13 protein-coding genes and 1 pseudogene are annotated in these 19,795 nt (G+C 63.7%); 10 read left to right on the forward strand and 4 right to left on the reverse strand.

All coding sequences use genetic code 11. The annotated features are described in order from the left end of the window. Positions 1-80: 80 nt before the first annotated feature. Positions 81-317, forward strand: coding sequence for an MARCKS-like protein (locus LDZ24_RS23670; RefSeq protein WP_248323641.1), 237 nt, complete (start codon positions 81-83; stop codon positions 315-317). Positions 318-338: 21 nt separating this feature from the next. Here the strand turns inward: LDZ24_RS23670 and LDZ24_RS23675 are convergent, their stop codons facing one another. Then, a complete protein-coding gene (locus tag LDZ24_RS23675; protein ID WP_175943742.1) occupies positions 339-764 on the reverse strand; it encodes a CBS domain-containing protein in 426 nt (141 codons plus the stop codon). Positions 765-888: 124 nt separating this feature from the next. On the opposite strand from LDZ24_RS23675, the gene LDZ24_RS23680 reads away from it, so the two are divergent. The 4 genes from LDZ24_RS23680 (at position 889) to LDZ24_RS23695 (ending at position 7,456) form a co-directional block, all read left to right on the forward strand. Further along, positions 889-1,974, forward strand: coding sequence for a glycosyltransferase family 4 protein (locus LDZ24_RS23680; protein WP_248323642.1), 1,086 nt, complete (start codon positions 889-891; stop codon positions 1,972-1,974). Positions 1,975-1,992: 18 nt separating this feature from the next. Further along, positions 1,993-3,063, forward strand: coding sequence for a glycosyltransferase family 4 protein (locus tag LDZ24_RS23685; protein ID WP_248323643.1), 1,071 nt, complete (start codon positions 1,993-1,995; stop codon positions 3,061-3,063). A gap of 15 nt (positions 3,064-3,078) precedes the next feature. Continuing rightward, entirely contained in the window at positions 3,079-4,878 is a 1,800-nt protein-coding gene (locus LDZ24_RS23690; protein WP_248323644.1) for an HAD family hydrolase, read from the forward strand. Between the two features lie 112 nt (positions 4,879-4,990). Continuing rightward, positions 4,991-7,456, forward strand: a complete 2,466-nt coding sequence (locus LDZ24_RS23695) for a glucose/quinate/shikimate family membrane-bound PQQ-dependent dehydrogenase (protein ID WP_248323645.1) — start codon at positions 4,991-4,993, stop codon at positions 7,454-7,456. A gap of 1,110 nt (positions 7,457-8,566) precedes the next feature. Here the strand turns inward: LDZ24_RS23695 and LDZ24_RS23700 are convergent. Beyond that, positions 8,567-9,814, reverse strand: a complete 1,248-nt coding sequence (locus LDZ24_RS23700) for a YihY/virulence factor BrkB family protein (protein WP_248323646.1) — start codon at positions 9,812-9,814, stop codon at positions 8,567-8,569. Positions 9,815-9,961: 147 nt separating this feature from the next. Then, positions 9,962-10,132, reverse strand: a complete 171-nt coding sequence (locus tag LDZ24_RS23705; RefSeq protein WP_248323647.1) for a hypothetical protein — start codon at positions 10,130-10,132, stop codon at positions 9,962-9,964. Positions 10,133-10,236: 104 nt separating this feature from the next. Here LDZ24_RS23705 and LDZ24_RS23710 point away from each other — a divergent pair. The 3 genes and pseudogenes from LDZ24_RS23710 to LDZ24_RS23720 form a co-directional block, all read left to right on the forward strand. Continuing rightward, positions 10,237-10,764 (forward strand): annotated as a pseudogene (locus LDZ24_RS23710) (type VI secretion IcmF C-terminal domain-containing protein); the annotation flags it as partial. Between the two features lie 798 nt (positions 10,765-11,562). After that, on the forward strand, positions 11,563-12,477 hold the full coding sequence (locus tag LDZ24_RS23715) for a glycosyl hydrolase (protein ID WP_248324215.1): 915 nt from the start codon (positions 11,563-11,565) through the stop codon (positions 12,475-12,477). Positions 12,478-12,591: 114 nt separating this feature from the next. Beyond that, a complete protein-coding gene (locus LDZ24_RS23720; protein WP_371747475.1) occupies positions 12,592-13,863 on the forward strand; it encodes a YbfB/YjiJ family MFS transporter in 1,272 nt (423 codons plus the stop codon). 15 nt (positions 13,864-13,878) lie between these two features. On the opposite strand, the gene LDZ24_RS23725 is transcribed toward LDZ24_RS23720, so the two are convergent. After that, entirely contained in the window at positions 13,879-15,276 is a 1,398-nt protein-coding gene (locus LDZ24_RS23725; RefSeq protein ID WP_248323648.1) for a RepB family plasmid replication initiator protein, read from the reverse strand. Positions 15,277-15,884: 608 nt separating this feature from the next. On the opposite strand from LDZ24_RS23725, the gene LDZ24_RS23730 reads away from it, so the two are divergent. Together LDZ24_RS23730 and LDZ24_RS23735 are read left to right on the forward strand one after the other, a co-directional pair. Next, on the forward strand, positions 15,885-17,096 hold the full coding sequence (locus tag LDZ24_RS23730; RefSeq protein ID WP_244851785.1) for a ParA family protein: 1,212 nt from the start codon (positions 15,885-15,887) through the stop codon (positions 17,094-17,096). Continuing rightward, positions 17,093-18,070 (forward strand): ParB/RepB/Spo0J family partition protein, encoded by a 978-nt coding sequence (locus LDZ24_RS23735; RefSeq protein WP_248323649.1) that lies wholly within the window; start codon positions 17,093-17,095, stop codon positions 18,068-18,070. Before LDZ24_RS23730 ends, LDZ24_RS23735 begins: the two co-directional genes overlap by 4 nt. Positions 18,071-19,795: the final 1,725 nt, after the last annotated feature.

Genomic DNA, 19,795 nt, shown 5'->3' on the forward strand with positions numbered 1-19,795 from the left:
GCCGTGCCCCTCGCGGTTCTCAACTCTCGGAACGGTGCTTGCTGCCGTTGAACACGACTTCCACTCAGCGAGACCTGACCATGAACCAGAAAACGCAAGACCCGCAAAGCGCCGTATCGGAGGATGGCCACATCGAGAGCCAGCCGATTCCCGGCCACAACGAAAACATTCCGACGAACCCGGCGGATGACCCGAAGCGCGGCCCGACCGAAGACCGCGCGCCGGACGCGACGCCAGATACCAAACCCGGCACGCCGCCCGGCTCGCAAAGCGAGAACGATCGCCTGAAGACGCCGGAGGACGGCAATCCGCTGTAGATCGAACGGGCTAACGTGTCCTTATCTGTCGGGTACGGAAGGCGTCGAAATGGCCTGAATGGTCGAGGACACTTCCCCGTCGGAATAGATCGCGATATCACCCAGCGCGAGCATGCCGACGATGTTTTTTTCGCTGTCCACGACAGGCATGCGGCGAATCTGCAGCTGCTCCATTCTGCGCATGGCGTCGTGAATCTCGTCGTCTTCGAAGCACCATTCGACGGGTTCGCTCGCCACGTCCTGCACCGCGCACGACGACTCCTTGCCCACCGACACCGCGCGCACCACGATGTCGCGGTCGGTCACGACGCCCTTCAGGCGCGTGCCGTCGCACACCGGAAGCGCGCCGACGTTGAGTTCGTCCATCAGTTCGGCCGCGCGGCGAATGCTCTCGTTGGGCGCGATGGTCTGCACGCCGCGTGTCATTACTTCGGCTACCTTGGTCATGACTTCCTCCTCGTTGCATGGCGACTCCCGATGCAGCATGCAGCGTGCCGTTGTCTCGCCCGGCGCGCGCGCGTCGGCCTGCTGATTGCTAACCGAATCGCATACGGTCAATGCGGAACGCACAATGAAAATCGCACAGGTCGCACCGCTCTACGAGAGCGTCCCTCCTATCGCATACGGCGCCACCGAGCGCATCATTTCTTATCTGACGGAAGCACTGGTCGCCCTCGGGCATGAAGTCACATTGTTCGCCACGGCGGATTCGAGAACGCGCGCCCGCTTGCATGCGAGCGCGCCAACGGCGCTCTGGCGCGACGAACGCGTGTGGGATACGACGAGCCATCATCTGCGCCAGCTCGAAGCTGTCATCGAACGTTCATCGCAGTTCGATGTGATTCACTTTCACACCGAGCCCATTCATCTGCCGATGCAGCGCTTTCTCGCATGCGCATCGCTCACGACCATGCACGGGCGTCTTCTTCCCGCCGATCATGGTCCGCTCTTCGAGACCTTCGCGAATGCGCCGCTCGTCTCGATCTCCGACAGCCAGCGCCGCGGCGCGCCGCACGCGAACTGGCGGGCCACCGTGCATCACGGCCTTGCGCTCGATGAGATGCGCTATTCGCGCGAAGGCGGCGACTATCTGCTCTTCGTCGGCCGCGTGATGCCGGAAAAGCGCATCGACCGCGCGATAGAGATCGCGCGTCGCGCGGGGCTGCCGCTCAAGATCGCCGCTGCCGTGCATCCCGGCGAGCGCGCGTACTTCAAGGAGACGATCTGGCCGCTCATCGCGGAATCGGAGTCTTTCGTCGAGTATCTCGGCGAAGTGGGCGGCGAGACGCGTCGCGCGCTCTTCGCGAACGCACGTGCGCTCGTCTTTCCTATCGACTGGGAAGAGCCGTTCGGTCTCGTGATGATCGAGGCGATGGCCTCCGGCACGCCGGTCGTCGCGTTCAGGCGCGGCGCGGTGCCCGAAGTCATCGAGCATGGCGTGAACGGCTTCATCGTCGACGATGTGGACGAAGCCGTGCGCGCCGTTCGCGACATTGGCGCGATAGACCGCGCGCGCTGCCGCAAGACGTTCGAGCAGCGCTTTTCGTCCGAACGCATGGCGCGCGACTATCTCGCGGTGTATCACGATCTGCTGCAAAGCCGCGCGAGCGCAGACGCCTTTATCGCCGCCGCCGATACCGACCCGCTGGAAGCCTGACCTTCGACACGAACCACCATGCGCATCGCTCAAGTCTCAACGCTCTATGAAAGTGTGCCGCCACGACGTTACGGCGGCATCGAACGGATCGTCTCCTATCTCAGCGAAGAACTCGTGGCATTGGGTCACGACGTGACGCTTTTCGCGAGCGCGGACTCGCGCACGAGCGCGAAGCTGGTCGCGGGAAGCGATTGCGCCGTGCGGCTCGTCGAGGACACCGCCGATCCGCAAGCCTTCCACTTCGCGATGCTCGAAGACGTGGTCGCCGCGTCGAAGCACTTCGATATCGTGCATTTCCACACGGATTACCAGAGCTTTCCGTTCGCGCGCCGCATGCAGTGCGCGCATGTCACGACGCTGCACTGGCGGCTCGACGTGCCGGGACTCGAACCCATGTACCGCCGCTTCGCCGATATTCCGCTCGTCTCCATCTCGAACGCGCAGCGCGCGCCGCTGCCGTGGCTCGCGTGGGCGGGCACCGTATATCACGGCTTGCCGGACACACTCTATCCGTTCCATGAACGCGCGGGCGACCATCTCGCGTTCGTCGGACGGATCGCGCCAGCCAAGGGACCGGATGCGGCCATTCGCATCGCGCGTCGCGCGGGCATGCCGCTCAAGATCGCCGCGAAAGTGGATGAAGCCGACCGCCCGTACTTCGAGAGCGCGGTCGCGCCGCTCGTCGAAGCGCCGCTGATCGAATACGTCGGCGAGCAGGACGATGCGGGCAAGAGCCGAATCATCGGGCAAGCGCGCGCGCTGCTTTTTCCGATCGACTGGCCGGAGCCGTTCGGCCTCGTGATGATCGAGGCGCTCGCATGCGGGACGCCCGTGATCGCGTTCGGGCGCGGCTCGGTGCCGGAGATCATCGAGGATGGCGTGAACGGCTTCGTCGTGCGCAACGAGGACGAAGCTGTAGAAGCGCTCGCGCGTCTGCCGCAAATCGATCGCCGCCGCTGCCGCGAAACCTTCGAGCGGCGCTTCACGGCAGAGCGCATGGCGCGCGATTACGTCGATGTGTATCAGCGTCTCGTCGATGCCCGCGCGGCGCGTTGCGCGCAGCCATCGCTCATCGAACAGGACGCTTAACGAGAGGACACGCGCATGCGATTCATGGTGCTTGCCAGCGATTACGACAACACGCTCGCCGAGAACGGCCGCGTCTCCGAGGCTACGTGGGACGCCATCGACCGCCTGCGCGCGTCGGGGCGTCACATGATTCTCGTCACGGGCCGTGAGCTCGACGATCTGCTCACGTTGTGCGACCGCGTCGACCGTTTCACGTTGATCGTCGCGGAAAACGGCGGCGTGATCTATTCGCCCGTCACGCGCGAGCGCAAGCTGCTCGCGCCGCCGCCGCCGCCCGCGTTCGTCGAGGCGATGAAGAAGGCCGGCGTGCGCCATCTCGGCGTGAGCCAGACGCTCGTCGCGACCGTGCGGCCTTACGACGAACAGGCGCACGCCGCCATCCGCGATCTCGGGCTGGATCTGCACGTCGTCTATAACGGCGACGCCGTGATGGTGCTCGCGCCCGGCGTCAGCAAGGCGAGCGGCCTGCTCGCCGCGCTCGATGAACTCTCGCTGTCGCCGCGCAATGCCGTGGGAGTCGGCGACGCGCAGAACGATCACCCGCTGCTCGATGCGTGCGAGATGTCGGCGGCGGTGAGCAACGCGATTCCCGCGCTGAAGTCGCATGCGGATATCGTGCTGAAGAGCGAATGCGGCGCGGGCGTGACCGAACTGATCGACGCGATTCTGGCCGACGATCTGGCCGCCGCGAGCGAGCGCGTCACGCGGCGCAACGTGCTGCTCGGAGAGCGCGTCAACGGCGATTCGCAGCAAGAAGGGGGCGAAGCTGAAACGCTCGCGCCGCAGCGGACCGTCGCGCTGATCGCCGGGCAATCGGGCGGCGGCAAGTCCACGCTCATCACGGGTCTCATGGAGCGGCTCGTGGCGGCCGGCTACCAGTTCTGCGCGCTCGATCCCGAAGGCGACTTCGATACGTTCGAGAACGCGCTGCCCATCGGCGATGCCGAGACCGCGCCGAAAGCCGACGACATCACGCGGCTTTTGCATCAGCCGAGCCAGTCCGTGCTCGTGAACCTCATGCGCGTCACGTTCGCGGACCGGCCCGCGTACTGCGCGAGCGTGCTCGCGCACATGCAGAAATCGCGCGCGCTCACCGGCCGCCCGCACTGGATGCTCTTCGACGAGGCGCATCACTTCTTTCCCGCCAGCATCAATCCGGCCGACGAAGTGCTGCCCGACCAGCTCGCGCCCGCGCTTTTCGTCACCGTGCATCCGGAGCAGCTTTCGCCGCGTCTCCTGGATCGCGTGACGGTGTTCATCGGCGCGGGTCCGGGCGCGCAGACTTCGCTCGAAGAGTTCGCGCGCGCGGCGGGCCACGATGCGCCCGGCGCGCTGCCCGACGATATCAAGCCCGGCCAGGCGCTCGTGTGGCGTCGCAAGGCGGACGACGGCGGCTGGGACGAGCCGGTCGTCGTGCATGTGGAGCCCGCGAAAACGCAGCGCCGCCGTCATGTGCGCAAATATGCGGAAGGCATGCTGATTCCGGAGCGCAGCTTCTACTTCCGCGGCCCCGAGGACAAGCTGAACCTGCGCGCGCACAATCTCGTGCTCTTTCTCGAACTCGCCGAGGGCGTCGATGAGGAGACCTGGATGTTCCATCTGCGCCAGGGCGACTATTCGACGTGGTTTCGCGACGTGATCGGCGATACGTCCCTTGCGGACGAAGCGCAAGCCGTCGAAGCCAACGAGGGCCTTTCGGCGAAGGAGAGCATCGAAGCGATTCGAAAGGCCGTCGAAGAGCGCTACACGCAGCCGGAGAATCCGGTGCTGCCGAACATCCTTGCGCCGGGATCGAAAGACGGCGATGGCGCATAGATTGCTGCACTGCGTCGCGTAACGCGTATTGCGCTTGGCATCGGATAAACGTTCGATGCCAGCCGCCGTTCGCGTCGCATGTCCCTGAAGGTGCTCTAAGCAGAGGTGTTGAATGAATACGAACTCGCCGCCAGCGCGGTCGCCCGCTGATCCGTCGTCGCCATCGCCATCGAACACGCGATCGCCGTCGCCTGTCGTCAAATGGCTTACCGTGTTGTTTCTCGCGTTGTCGGGGCTGTATCTGGTCGGCGTCGGCATATGGCTCGTCGCCATCGGCGGCTCGCCGTATTACGTCGTCGCGGGCATTCTCATGCTCGCCGTCGCGTGGCTCATCTGGCGGCGCAATACGCTGGCGCTGATCGTGTACGCGGTGCTGCTCTTCGGCACGCTGATATGGGCGGTCGCCGAAGCGGGCTTCGACTTCTGGGCGCTCGCGCCGCGTCTGGACGTGCTCGTCATCGTTGGAATCTGGTTGCTGCTGCCCTTCACGTATCGCCTGTATACGAACCCGGTGCGCCGCGGCGGGCTCGCGCTCGGCGCCGCGCTCGTTCTGACCGGCATCGCGCTCGTGTACGCCGTGTTCAACGATCCGCAAGAGGTCAGCGGCACGGTGTCGGCGCAGGCGTCGAGTGCGGCCGGTGCGGCGGCTGCGCCGGCGGCGACCGGCGGCCGTCCGGGCGACTGGCTCGCATACGGCAATTCGCAGCACGGCACGCGCTATTCGCCGCTTTCGCAAATCAACGACAAGAACGTCGGCAATCTGCAAGAAGCGTGGACCTTCCGCACGGGCGACATGAAAGGCCCGCACGATCCGCTCGAAATCACCGATGAGGTGACGCCGCTCGCCGTCGACGGCACGCTCTTTTTCTGCACGCCACACCAGAACGCCATCGCGCTCGACGGCGCGACCGGCAAGGAGAAATGGCGCTTCAATCCGGACCTGAAGCCGGACCCGAGCTTTCAGCACGTGACTTGCCGGGGCGTCTCCTACTACGAGACGCCTGCCGCCGCGCAGGCGCGTCAGACGAACAACCTGTCGTCGCTGCCGGCGTGCGCGCGCCGCGTGATCCTTCCGGTGAACGATGGCCGTCTCTTCGAACTCGATGCCGCGACCGGCCAGCGCTGCGCGGGCTTTGCCGCGAACGGCATGCTCGACTTGCAGCACTTGCAGCCGGTCAAGACGCCGGGCATGTACGAGCCGACCTCGCCGCCGATCATCACGTCGAAGGTCATCGTCATGGCCGGGTCGGTGACGGACAACTACGGCACCCGCGAGCCCTCGGGCGTGATTCGCGGCTTCGACGTGGACACGGGCAAGCTGCTCTGGGCGTTCGATCCGGGCGCGCGCGACCCGAACGCGATTCCGAGCGATCAGCACGGCTACACGATGAACTCGCCGAACTCGTGGGCGCCCGCTGCCTACGATGCGCAACTCGACATCGTGTATCTGCCGATGGGCGTCTCGACCCCGGACATCTGGGGCGGCAATCGCACGCCCGAACAGGAACGCTACGCGAGCGGTCTGCTCGCGCTGCATGCATCGACCGGCAAGCTCGCGTGGTTCTATCAGACCGTGCACCATGACCTGTGGGACATGGACTTGCCCGCGCAGCCGACCATCGCGGATATCAAGGATTCGAACGGCAACATCGTTCCCGCGATCTATGCGCCGGCGAAGACGGGCAACATCTTCGTGCTCGACCGCCGCACCGGCAAGCCGATCGTTCCGGCGCCCGAGCAGCCGGTGCCGCAGGGCGCGGCACAGGGCGATCGCCTGTCGCCGACGCAGCCGTTCTCGCAACTCACCTACCGGCCGCAGAAGAACCTGACCGGCGCGGACATGTGGGGCGCGACGATGTACGACCAGCTCGTGTGCCGCGTGATCTTCCATCGGCTGCGTTATGAAGGGCCGTTCACGCCGCCGTCTGAGCAAGGCACGCTCGTGTTCCCAGGCAATTTGGGCATGTTCGAATGGGGCGGGCTTGCCGTCGATACCGACCGACGCATTGCGATTGCGAACCCGATTGCGCTGCCGTTCGTCTCGAAGCTGATTCCGCGCGGGCCGAACAACCCGATGGAGCCGCCGCAGGCCGGACAGTCGGGCACTGGCGCGGAAACCGGCATTCAGCCGCAGTACGGCGTGCCGTTCGGCGTGACGCTAAATCCGTTCCTCTCGCCGCTGCGTCTGCCGTGCAAGCAGCCGGCCTGGGGCTATGTGTCGGCGCTCGATCTGGAGACGAACAAGGTGATCTGGAAGAAGCGCATCGGCACGACGCGCGATGCATCGCCGATTCCGCTTCCGTTCAAGATGGGCATGCCGATGCTCGGCGGCCCGATGACGACGGCGGGTCACGTGTTCTTTATCGGCGCGACGTCGGACGACTATCTGCGCGCATTCAGCACCGATACCGGCGAGGAGTTGTGGCACACGCGTCTGCCGGCAGGTGGACAGGCGACGCCGATGACGTATGAGGCGAACGGCAAGCAGTACGTGCTGATCGCGGCCGGCGGGCATGGGTCGTTTTTGACCAAGCTCGGGGATTATGTGATCGCTTATGCGTTGCCGGAGAAGCGGTGAGGGGTGTTGTGCGCGGTGATGGGCGACAGCGATTCGTGGACGGTTGGGCGTTGCACGCGCTGATGGATTGGGGCCTGCACGGGCGCAGCGTGTAAATGGATGTGCAAGCTGCCTGCCGGCTTGTTGTGCCGCGCAGAGCAGCTTGCCAAGGCCACCAAGTCGGCCGACAACGCGCTGTCGCTCGTCAAACGGATCCTACGAATTGCTAGGTTACCGACGCGGCAGCTAACGATGGTGTGCCAGCCCGTTAGGATGGGGCACTTTCTAAGCTGGCGATGCGGTAGCCATCATCAGTTGCTTGTGAAGAAGCCATTTGCCACTCTTTGGAGTTGTCTGCGCGGCAGTGAATGCGGCGGATGAATGTATGCGTGTGCGTCGCCTTCTAACCTGCCCACGCAGCAATGAACCGGTCACGTCCGCAATGACGTCCAGCACCTTTGTTTCTATGCCTACGCACGAGCAACTGGAAGTGAAAGGCAACAAACCCCTGGTTCGCAACAGGGTCCCTTTCGACGCGGCTAGACACCCGAAATCACTCCAGCGTCGCAATTGTCTAATACCGAGCGCAAGACGGGCTCAGTGCAAAGAAGGGAGAAAGCTCCATCTCTCGGCTATTGACCCGGTGTCGAGTTCTGCCTGACCGACGCGCGGCTGACAAACTGACGCGCCGGGGCGCAGCATACTAGCGCGCCATTTCTTTGACGGCTCGCTCTTCACCGTCCAGATTGATCGCGCTGTCTTGCAGCGATTCATGACCGGCACATCTCGGGACGACCGACTGCATCTTAACGATGTGCACGCGCCGTCTTTGCGTGTGAACCCGAACTGCACCGCCATGCGGCTCGTGTTGCGCCACGCTAACGTGGCGACGTCGACAGCGCTTCCGCAGATGCGATCACCGCGATCGTGAACGAGTCGGCGCCATCGATCTCCGGGCGCTCCATCGGCCCGGATGTAACCGCAACCGGGCGTTGTCCATCTTCGCGCACGCCAGCGTCCTATCACCTGCGAGCGGTTGCGCGCCGCGCGTCGCCGTGACGACGACGGGCGCGAGGGTCATTCGGGCAGCCTCAGCCGCCCGTCTCATCCGCTCGGACAACGCCAGCCCGCCTACACCTTCACCGACCGATGATGCCGCCCCGGCGTCCGGCTCGACCCTTTCGCGAACACGAAGAGACTCGCGCCCGCGCCCGCAGCCGCGATCGCGAGCCGCATCGGATTGGCCTTCACCGTATGGACGCCCTTTGCAACGGCATTCGCCCACGGCGACGAGCGCGTGCTGCCCGAGGTCGACCGCGGAACAGGCGAAACAGGCGGAACAGGCGGCAGCGGCGCGGGCGCGACCGGCTGCGCGTGCGCCGCGCTCGCGAGCACCGGCGCGTGCGGCGCGCCGTGAACGCCTTCGTGAGACCCATGGTTCGATGCGCCGGTCCCCGGCGCGGGCATCGCGGGCGCGCCCGGCTGATCGGCTGCGCTCGATTCCTTCGTCGGCTTGCCCTCGCGCGCTTCCGCTCGCGCGGCCGCGGCTTCCGCGCCGAGCAGCAGCACGGCGGCGGCGAAGTACAGCCACATCATGAGCACGGCGAGCGATCCGGCCGCGCCGAAAGCGTTGGCCGTGCCCGCGTGCGTCAGATACAGCGCGAAGAGCTTCTTGCCAACCGAGAACAGCACGGCGGCAATGACGCCGCCCACGAAGGCATCGCGCCAGGCGACGTGGCCATCGGGCAGATACTTCATCAACGCAGCGAAGGCACAGGACAAGATCACAAGGCCGAGGAGGAACTGCGCGATATCGCCGATGACGACGAGCGGCGATTCCCCGAACACCCATTTGCCGGCCGCCTGCACCGCCGTATCCAGCACGAGCGAGATGATCAACAGGAACGCGACGCCCATCACGAGGCCGAACGAAATCAGCCGCACCTTGACGAGCGTGGCGACGCCCGACTTCTCTTTGTCCTCGGCGGGCCATACGACGGAAAGCGCCGTATTGAGCGACGAAAAGGTAGCGGACGCGCCCACGGCCAGCAGCACGAACGAGATGACCGCCGCGATGCCGCCTCCGCCGCTGCGGTGCGCGTGCTCGACGATGGTCTGCACGCTCGCGGCGGCGTCCTTGCCGAGCATGCCGCTCACCTGATGGAAGATCTGCCCGCGCGCGGCCTCTTCGCCGAAGACGAGTCCGGCCACGGCAATCACCATGACGAGCGTCGGGGCGAGCGAGAAGGCCGAATAGAACGCGATGCTCGCGGCCATCGGCGCGGAACGGTCGGCGCTGAAGCGTTTGAAAGTGCGGACGGGCCACGCGATCGCCCGGCTCATGAGGGATGTCGAATCCCGCGCGGATGTCTTGTTCATCGCTATTCTCCTGGGAAGTGCTGCTTGCCTTTAGCATCGCGGATGCCAGCCGGCAGAACGAGGGTGCGAAAACGCGGGAGTGCTGATGATGGGCGCAGGCGCCCGGCCGCCTCTGTGCCGGGCCGCGGTGCGCATCGCGTGTGAGTTTTAGCCGTCCGCGCCGGGCTTCGAAATGTCGGGCGTGCCGCGCACGGGGTTCTGGTCCGGCTGGAGATCGGTGTTGTCAGGCAGCGTCTCCGGCGTGCGCGCGGGCGGCGTGCCGCTCGCGATTTCGGTTTGCTCGGGGGTAGGTCTTTGGGGTTGGGTCGGGTCGGACATGGGGGCTCCTTGGGGCGTCGGTATCGGAGTCGTTAGCAAGGGACGTACTCGCGCGTTGCGCGTCGCGCTGCACACGGAATGCGACGCTGAATGACGCTGCGCCCTGGAAAGCCGACCTCCGCATCGCTGAACTCGACCCGACGATCCTGAGCCTCTCCATCGACATTGACGGTCAGAACGCGCTCTACCAGCACGGCCCCGTCGCGCCAACGCGCATCAGCTGGCCCGGCCCGCGCGGCGGCGTCCATGCGGAACTGACAGCGAGCCCGCGCATCCGCGCCGATACATCGACGATCGCAGCCGACGGCCCGTGGGCGCTCATGCGCCTGATGCGTCTTGGCGAAGTCGTGCCGACGGCGACGCCGGGCCGCACGCGCGTGGTCTTCGGCTTCGAGGGCCGCAAGGCCGTGCTCGATATCGCGACGGCCGGCAGCGTGGCGAACCCGCTCACGAGCGATTTGCTCACCACGTTCCGCTGCCCGAGTTCCATGCCGTTCTTCAACTTGCCCGACAGCGGCCCGCCGCCCGGATTGCCGGCATTGCCGTCGCAGACAGCCTCCGCCGCCGGAACAGCAACCACAACCGCCGCGGCGGCCGATCCCGCTCCGGCGGCTTCGGCGAGCCGTCAATAAGCATCGCCGCTTTGGCAGACGGGCGCACGGTCGACAAACGTAGCCGGCGCTCGCCGATAGCGGTATCGGCCGCAGTTTTCCGGCACATATTTCCGCTTTCCCGCCGGGTCAAGCAAACGTTGGCGGCCCGGCTCGTTCAGTGCGCGCCGTCCGCGCAAATTTGACGACACCGGACCCTAAAGTCCCGCCCTTTCCGGCCGTAGTTACGTCCGAACACCAAGCGGGACAGCGTCTCTCATCCCGCCGCACTTTCCCTTTGCATCGCCGATCGGGCTGGCCGCGCGATGGTCCGCTCATCCATCCGTTGTCTTTTGGACATTCGGCTCGCGCTTTCGCGTTGGGCGATCGCGGCCTCGATCAGCATTCCTAAGTGACATCATGATGACGATCAACTCGAATGCACGCGCTCTTTTCCAGGCGCGCCCGTGCGCCCTGTTCGCCGTAGCGCTGGCGATCACCGCGCTCCTGACGGCGTGCGGCGGCGGCGGCGGAGCCGACGGCACGGCGGGTGCAGCGAAAAGCGCCGCCACCGGCACCGCCGTCAGCAATCCGGGCAGCGATGCGGCTTCCGCGGCTTCATCGGCTTCGTACTCGGGAAGCGGCGCTGCCGTCGCGTATCCAAGCAGCACAACCACCACGCAGTCCGCAGCGAATTCCACGGCGGCTACCGCGGCGAGCACTTCGGCGAACAGCACGGCGACGCCAAGCAACGCGGCGCCCGTTAGCCTGAACAACTCGACAGGATCGAGCGCGAGCACGCCGGTAAGCGCACCCGCGCCGGTCAATGCGTCTGCATCGATCTTCTATGGCGCCAATGGCCACAACAACGAAGGCGGCGCCTACGACATCTCGACTCCCGCGCGCCAGCTTTCGCAATTGCAGGATCTCGGCGCGAAGCTGTACCGCAACGAGGTGTATAGCCAGGCCACGGCCACGAAGCTGGCGGGCATCGCAAGGTCGATGGCCGCCGGCGGCGTGACGGTGTTTCCGGTGCTGTTGTCCGACCCGCGCACGTTCAACAGCGAGACGGACGCGTACAGCGCGGGCTTTGCGCTCGGCCAGCAGACGGCGACGTCGTATCGGTACCCGTACTACGAGGTGTCGAACGAACTGGGCGCGATGACGCTGGTCGGCAACGTGGACGGCGTCTATCCGCAACAGTTCGACAATGCGCTCTTCCAGAAGGCGCGCGGCGTGATACGCGGCATGATCGCCGGCATCAAATCGGTCGATACGAACGGCAAGATCATCATCGGCGGCGATACGTGGCTGCACTACGGCTTCGACGACATGCTCTGGAACGGCACGCAGCCGGACGGCACGGCGGGGCATCCGAAAGTCACGTGGGACATCACCGGCTGGCATTGGTATTCCGAGCAGGGCGACATCACGCGCGCGTGCGGCGGCACCGGCTGCCACGACGTGCTCGCCGCATTGCAGGCGTTCGGCAAGCCCATCTGGCTGACCGAGTTCGGCGTGCGCCCGTCCTACGGCTCGGACGCGCAGATCGCGTCGTACATGGTCGGCAACACGATGATGGCGCAGTTCGTCGCGGTGGCGTCGCGCTACAACCTTCAGGCGATCCAGGTCTACGAGCTCTACGACGATCCGGTCGGCGGCGAAGGCAACTACGGTCTCTTGATGAACGACGGCGTCACCCAAAAGCCGGTGTATGCGGCGTTCAAGAATTTCGTCGCCGCGCATCCGATGTAACTTCTCATCGCGTGATCTCGACGATGGACGGCGTAGCGAACGGTACAGGCGAGCTCGACGCGCTACCATAAGCCGCACCATCAGCGATTCAAGCGAGCCGGAGAAGCGACGAGCGTGCGAAATCCAGAGACTTTCGACAGCGGCGCAGGACCTCGAGCGCAGCCGCAGCTCGCGAGCGCATCGACAAGCCGTTCGCACGCGCGGCGGCTCGCCGTCGCCTTGTCGCTCGGCAGCGCGATCGCGCTCGGGTTCGCACGCTTCGCCTATGCCTTGCTTCTGCCTCCGATGAAGCTCGACCTCGGATGGAACTTCGCGCAGGCCGGCGCGATGAACACGGCCAACGCGCTCGGCTATCTGCTCGGCGCGTTTGCGTTCTGGCGGCTGTCGCAACGGCCCGCGCCGCGAACGCTCTTCGTCGCCGGCTGTTTCGCGACGGCGGTGTTGATGGCATTGAGCGGCGCGGTCACGCAGACCAACGGGCTGCTTCTGCTGCGGGTCGTGACCGGCGCCGCGAGCGCGCTCGTCTTCGTGAGCGGCGGGGTGCTGGCGGCCCGCCTCGCGTCGCTTTCGCCTCGCGATTCGGGGCTCATCATCGGCTTGTATTACGGCGGCACGGGTTGGGGCATCGCGGTTTCGTCGATACTCGTCCCGCTGACGATATCGTCCGATACGCACGGCTGGCGCTACGCCTGGTTCGCGCTCGCGGCAGCGTGCGCGCTCTGCGGAATCGCCGCAGTCTGGGCCGCGCGGCGTATCGACTCCGCATCTGCGCCACCGATGGCACCACGCGGAGCGCCAGTCGCGGCGCATCGGCCGGTGCGGCACAGGCGCTATATCCTCGCGCTCGCGGGATATGGGTGCTTCGGCGTCGGCTATATCGGGTACATGACGTTCATCGTCGCGTTGTTGCGCACGGCGGGCATGACCGCGACCGTCGTCAGCGGCTTTTACGTGGTGCTCGGCTTGGCGACGGTCGTCTCGGCGCGCGTGTGGTCGGGACTGCTCGACCGGGTGCGCGGCGGTCAGGCGCTCGCGTTGCTCAACGCGCTGCTTGCCGTGGCGACGCTCGTCCCCGCCCTGCTCGCGCATCCGGTGGCCGCGTTCGCATCGGGTCTGCTGTTCGGCGCGACGTTCTTATCCGCCGTGGCGTCGACGACGGCCTTCGTCCGGCACAACCTTGCTGCGAGCCAATGGGCGAGCGGCATCAACGCGTTCACGATCGTCTTCGCGGTCGGGCAGATCGTCGGTCCCACGGTAATCGGGCGCATTTCGGACAGCGGCGGGCTCAGTCGCGGTCTCGTCTACTCGGCGGCCATGCTTGCGCTCGGCGCTGCGCTTGCGGCGTGCCAGAAGCCGCTGAGCGACCCGGCACCGCCGACAGAATGAAGCCGGCGCGGCGAGTCAGTTCGACCGCGCCTTCTTCATCTTGACGTACACGTGCGAGCAGAACGCATCGGCGACGACGCGATTGACCGTCAGGATGTTGTCCGCGCTCAACGATTCGCGCGACAGGCCTTGTTTCTCGATGAGCCGTTGCGGAATCAGCTGGCTGACGAACGAATGGCACAGCTCCTTGCGTGACTGCGCATCCGCGGACTCGAAGAACTCCCGCCCTGCCCTGATTTCTTCGCTGATCTTCGCTTTCGCGGAATCGTTCTGCGCCTGAATGGTCGCTTCGAGTTGCGCCTGCGCGGCGTCGCGCTCGCGCCGGCCTTTCTTCTCTTCTTCGAGTTGCCGGGCCTTGATCGCGGCCATCTTGCGGTCGGCATCGCCGATACGATAGTTGCCTTCCAGCGCCTTGAAGAGATAGCCGCGCGGGCTCACGGTGACCTTGCCTTCGTTCAGCTTGAAGCGCGTGTACTCGATCGCCTGTTCGAGACGCTCGTCCGTCCACACATCGCGGCGCTTGGCGAGGCGCTCGAAGTCCGGCGTGTCGAACGCGAATTCGTTGTGCAGAAGCAGGTACATCTCGTCGGCGATGCCAGCCCGCGCCGCATCCGCGCCCTGCTTCTTCGTGAAGCGAAAGCGAATCTTGAGTTTGTCGCGCGTGGCGCGGTCGGCGTTGGCTTCCCAACTCACGTCGAAGTCCGAGACTTCATTGAGTTGGTCGATAGCCGGCTCCAGGAACCGCTTCTTGAATTCCTTCACTTCCTTGCGCGACTCGCCCACCTTGCCCGGCCATTCGAGCACCTCTTCGAACGGGAACCATTCGGTCACGCCGTGACCTTCGCACGGGATCAGCCGGTCATAGATCGCACGCGCGAGCGACAGCGAAAAGGCCGTCGAGGCGCGCAGGCTCAACCAGTGGGCCTTGTAGGGGCTGATCAGATACTTGATGACGCGCCCTGAAAGCAGCACGCAGACAACGTTCCGCTCGATGTAGCAGTCACCCAGCAAACTGATGGTGCCCCACGAGTCCTTTTCCGTCAGTTCCTCGATGGACGGCGCCGTCATGATTTCGACGCGCGCGCGCGCGGCCGCTCTCATTTGCGCGATCAGGTGACTGTGATTGCGGCTGTCGTAACGCATCAGCCACTTGAAGTAGTTCACGTCTGCGGTGAAGGTGTAGACCTTGTCGTCGATCAGTTCGTCGGGCGCTTTTGTCGCGACGATGAAATACGCGGCGTCGAGCACGCGCCGCGCCGCGATCCCGAGGCCGCCGACGCGCGTAAAGATGTTGTTGCGCAGAAAACCGATGTCGCGCGTCGCCTCGCAAATAGCCGCGCCTTGTCCGGACATATCTTCGTAGATGTCCAGCGCGAGTTGCTGAGGGGTGACGGTGAAATCTTGATTGTCCATTCTTCGGTTCGGCTACTGTCCCGGCACTCTAACAGGCGCGAAAAGCGTGTCAACACAAAAACCGCCCCGGTTTCATCCCGTCGGATTGCACAAAAACCGCCCCGCAAAAAGCGCGCGCTGCCCAAATTCCGCCCCGATGCACACAAAAACCGTCTCCAGCCGCCCAGTTTGCGACTCAGCCCGCACAAAAACCGCCCCGCGCTTCACAAAAACCGTCCCTATTCACAGGGGCGGGCATTGATTAGAAAGGATTTTTGCCGCGCTGTTAGTGGGTTTGTGGGTCAGGGTTTACAAAAAAGCGGAACAAACCAAGATTGCACGGCGGCCGATTGGCTATTCGCTATCGCTAAGTCGTTGATTTGCCGAGCATTTGGCTAAACACAAAAACCACCTCCGGGACGGTTTTTGTGCGGGACGCGTTTCCGCGTGGCAATAACGCGTTTTAAACGTTGGCTCTTAGATGGTGAGGTCGGCAATTCAAGAGCCGAAACACCACGCTTCAGGCCCCTTTCGCCACAAGAAACTGCGAAATTTCACCGCTTTGCAAGCCTGTTTACGCATATTCGTGTATTCTGCGCTTCAGCGTCAATACAGGGAGAAAGCGCAGAATGGCCAACGTAGGTAGCTTACCAATGGAAGATCGCAAGGTGTCGCTCCGGGAAGTCGCGGAGTTTGCGGACAACCTCGAACCGTTTTCGGACAACCTTCGCGAGCAGATTCTCGCGCCGCGCCCGCGCAAGACTGCGCCCTTCTATACCATCAGCGAGCTCGCCGAGATGTGCAATCTCACTCGCCAGCAGATTCAATATCTTGTGACCAAGGGCGAAGGCGGTCTGCCGAGCGGCACGCTCAACGGGAACGGACGCAGCCGCACGTTCACGCTACCCGAGGTTCGTCTGTGGGTGAAGATGGCGTCCGATATCTATCAGACGCGGCTCGACGATGCCGACGGCACGTTCCGCGGCAAGGTGCTTACCACGGCTCAGTTGAAGGGCGGCTCGGCAAAGACTACGACAACGGTCTGCCTCGCACAAGCGCTGACGCTGCTGGGTCGAAAAGTCTTGCTGATCGATCTTGATCCGCAGGCGTCGGCGTCGGAGTTGTGTGGACTCTATGCCGAGAAGGAAATCTCGGGGGACGACACGGTGCTGCCTTATATCTATGACCAGAACGTGGAGGGCGGGCTGGGCGCGAGCGTTCAGTCGACTTACTGGGATGGCCTCGACATCATCCCCGGCCACACATTCTTGTACGGAGCGGAGTTCCTACTTCCGGCACGCCAGAAGACGATTCAGGGCTATCGGTTCTGGGCTGTGCTGCGGGAAGGCCTCGAGCCGCTGCGGGCGCAGTACGACTACATTCTGATCGATACGTCGCCCTCGCTGTCGTACATGAACCTCAACGCGTTGCTGGCCGCGGACGCGCTCGTCATGCCGATGATTCCCGAGAATCTCGACTTCATCAGCTCGTTGGCATTCTGGCGGCTTTTTTCCGATGTCGCTGAAGACTTCTTGCCGTACGAGGAAGACAAGGTGTACGACTTTATTTCAATCCTGCTGTCGAAGGTCGACTACGGTAAGACATCGTCGGCGCCGGTGGTCCGGCAATGGGCGCAGAGCGCATATGGACGCTGGCTTGATCCCTTCGAGATTCCGGCAAGCTCTGTGATGAGTGGCGGTGCGTTGTCGTTCTCCACTGCGCTGGATGTAGTCAGCACGCACTCGACGGCGAAGTCGTTGCAACGGGTTCGGCAGCCGATGATGCAGTACGCGAAGTGGCTTGACGATATGTTCGTTAAATCCTGGAAGGAGGCGGCGTGAGTAACAACATCAGAGAACAACTCATGGCCAAGACGGCCAACCTTCCGAAGCCGGCCGACTTCAAGGGCGAGGCGAAGAAGGATCGCAACGCCCGCGGTCCGCAGACGATGCCGGGCATCACGAGCGCGCTTGCGGCGGCGCAGCTGCGGATTCAGGAGTTGGAGTCAAAGGGCGTCGAGACGGAGATTCCCCTGGACGCGATCGTGCCGAATCCGTGGCAACCGCGTCGTCAGTTCAACGAGAGCAAGCTGTCGGAACTGGCTCGCTCCATCGATGAAGTCGGGTTGCTGCAAGCGGTTACCGTCCGACGGATCGGAGAGTCGTTCCAGTTGGTAGCCGGCGAGCGTCGACTGCGCGCGCACAAGCTTATCAATAAGGAGACGATACGGGCGGTTGTGATTGATTGCTCGGATCAGGACATGGCGGCGCTTGCGTTGATGGAAAACGTCACGCGCGACGATCTGTCGGACTATGAGATTGCCATTGCTATCAGACGTGCGGAAGCGGAGTTTCCTAATCGGACGCGATTGGCTGAGGCGATGGGGATCTCGCGCAGCGATCTCTACAGGTTCTTGGCTTTCGACGCGCTGCCTGATTTTGTGAAGCGCGATCTGGATTTGACGCCTTCTGTTTTGGGAGCGTCGTCGGCACAGGACGTTGCGAATGCTTTGAAGAAGTCGGGGGACGCTGGATTGAAGGCGTTGCAGGAACTGTGGCCTCAGGTCTTGTCGGGCGACCTTGTGCAGACGAAGCTCGCCGCGAGTTTGGGCGCGCATGTCAGTCGCGGTGGTGCGACTACGGACGCCGGAGGGCGCAGTATTCTGAAGATATTTGCCGGGAAGGTGCAGGCCGGGAGTATCACGAAGGATGTTAAAGGTTTGACGTTCAAGTTTAAAGCAGGCGTGGTCACTGAAGAGCAGGAAAACCAGCTGAGAGAACATATAGGGAAGATGTTCTCTATCAGATCGGAATGAATCGATTGGCCCGCGACGCGGGCTTTTTTTTCGGCTGTGCCGGGCACTCTTCGTTGACCCGTTTTCCGGTGGCGCGATCCGCGTGCTGATGTAACCGGTGCGTCGGGGCGGCAAGCGCCGCGACGTTGCGTGGGCTGTCTTATTCTGAAAAGCTGGCAAGTGAGCCCGTAGTGGAGTGTCCGAATTCGGACACAATTCAAGGTGGCGCCGGGAGTCGGCAGTTTGTGGCGCCGTAGCTGATTGCGTATTGCTACGCGCTTCCGAACGGCGGAGGCTGCTCTGCTTCCGGTTGCTTCGTGTCCGAATTTGGGCACTATCAGCTATGAATCTTCCCGCGCCGGCTATTCCGCTCTTGGCGCAGCCAAAGCCGGCAGCGGGTTAGCGGGCCGAAAAGCCTGGCGCGACTAAAGGCGCAACAGGGGCGGTGCCACGGTTCGCGCACTCGCATGCATCCGTGCGGCAAGCAGCCCCACGCTGCGGCCTGCCGCAACGCAGGTGCTTGCAAACGGGGATTGCTAACGTGAGTTCTGATGGCCGCCGGAGTGTCAGTGGTTGGTGTCGATCGACTCGTGTTCAGAAGTCGATCGGCGGCGACGAGCAGGAGGTGCCAATTGCGTGGCCCGATGCGAAGTAGCGAGAGAACGGACCCGGTGCCTCAATATGACGCGCAGAAATCAACGGCTGGGCGTGCCTTTATTCGCAACCGTTTCGAGCGCATATCGGCGAACCCTCGCTCGCTAACGCGCGCCCGATCAGCGAACCACAAGTGTCCGAATTCGGACACCGTCCAAGATGTACAAGCCAATCCGAGAGCTTCGGATTAACGGCTGGGTGTGCCTCAATCGCAACCATCTCTGATGCGTGTCGCCGATCCCCCGCTCGCTGATACGCGCCTGACCAGCGAACCACAAGTGTCCGAATTCGGACACCGTCCAAGACGTACTAGCGAATCCAAGAGCTTCGATTAGCCGCTCATGAAGCGGCTGTGAGCCAAGTTACACACGACTGTGAGTTGCCATCCTCACAGCGTTCCGGGCCTGGCAGACCTTCATCCGTCCGACCGTGACTCTCAGCCGTTTGTGGCTTGGCACCGCAGCGAAAACCGCATTACGACGTCGCGGAAAAGCTCGCATTCACTTTATCCGCCCTCGAGCGCAATCGCCACTAGCGTGGCATTTCTTGCGTTTAAAGGGCTGTCATTAGGACGGTCCCGGTCCAACAGCGTTGGATCGGTAGTCATGTGAACGATCGAATGCAGGTAACCCTCCCTCGTAGTTAAAGTTTAGGTGACCGTTGCCGGGAGTGCCCACGTGTCCATAGTGCCATCGACGTCAGCCTGTGAAGTGGGAACGCGGTGGTTACGTGACTAGATCGCTGGCCTAACTGGAGTTCGACGGGGTAGCAACCGTTTATGAGCCTCACCATTCGTAGCAGACCACGTATGTTGGCGCTTCTACCATTGAGGTTCGTCGCAACAATCAAGGCTTAGACACAGCCTGCCAACTAGCAGACGCGGGTAAAGTCCTGCGAGCAGTGCGGGGCGACGCCAGCCATCAGGGCGAAGTTGATGGGCGAAGGCAAGCGGCTGTGTTCCAAGTAAAGCCGGCGCGGCGGTGAGGCGCTCGCGGTGTACCAACCGCCCTCCACATCGTCCGCGCAGCGGGACGGCTTGCAATCATCGAGGGGAATCTAGCGGATCGCGTCAAACTTTGGAGACAAGCGGCG

It is taken from the genome of Caballeronia sp. Sq4a, assembly GCF_023170545.1.
GTDB lineage: Bacteria > Pseudomonadota > Gammaproteobacteria > Burkholderiales > Burkholderiaceae > Caballeronia.

Excerpts from the sequence above, each read along its gene's own strand:
- LDZ24_RS23670 (WP_248323641.1), top strand. The coding sequence starts at position 81 with ATGAACCAGAAAACGCAAGACCCGCAAAGCGCCGTATCGGAGGATGGC.
- LDZ24_RS23675 (WP_175943742.1), bottom strand. The coding sequence starts at position 764 with ATGACCAAGGTAGCCGAAGTAATGACACGCGGCGTGCAGACCATCGCG.
- LDZ24_RS23680 (WP_248323642.1), top strand. The coding sequence starts at position 889 with ATGAAAATCGCACAGGTCGCACCGCTCTACGAGAGCGTCCCTCCTATC.
- LDZ24_RS23685 (WP_248323643.1), top strand. The coding sequence starts at position 1,993 with ATGCGCATCGCTCAAGTCTCAACGCTCTATGAAAGTGTGCCGCCACGA.
- LDZ24_RS23690 (WP_248323644.1), top strand. The coding sequence starts at position 3,079 with ATGCGATTCATGGTGCTTGCCAGCGATTACGACAACACGCTCGCCGAG.
- LDZ24_RS23695 (WP_248323645.1), top strand. The coding sequence starts at position 4,991 with ATGAATACGAACTCGCCGCCAGCGCGGTCGCCCGCTGATCCGTCGTCG.
- LDZ24_RS23700 (WP_248323646.1), bottom strand. The coding sequence starts at position 9,814 with ATGAACAAGACATCCGCGCGGGATTCGACATCCCTCATGAGCCGGGCG.
- LDZ24_RS23705 (WP_248323647.1), bottom strand. The coding sequence starts at position 10,132 with ATGTCCGACCCGACCCAACCCCAAAGACCTACCCCCGAGCAAACCGAA.
- LDZ24_RS23725 (WP_248323648.1), bottom strand. The coding sequence starts at position 15,276 with ATGGACAATCAAGATTTCACCGTCACCCCTCAGCAACTCGCGCTGGAC.
- LDZ24_RS23730 (WP_244851785.1), top strand. The coding sequence starts at position 15,885 with ATGGCCAACGTAGGTAGCTTACCAATGGAAGATCGCAAGGTGTCGCTC.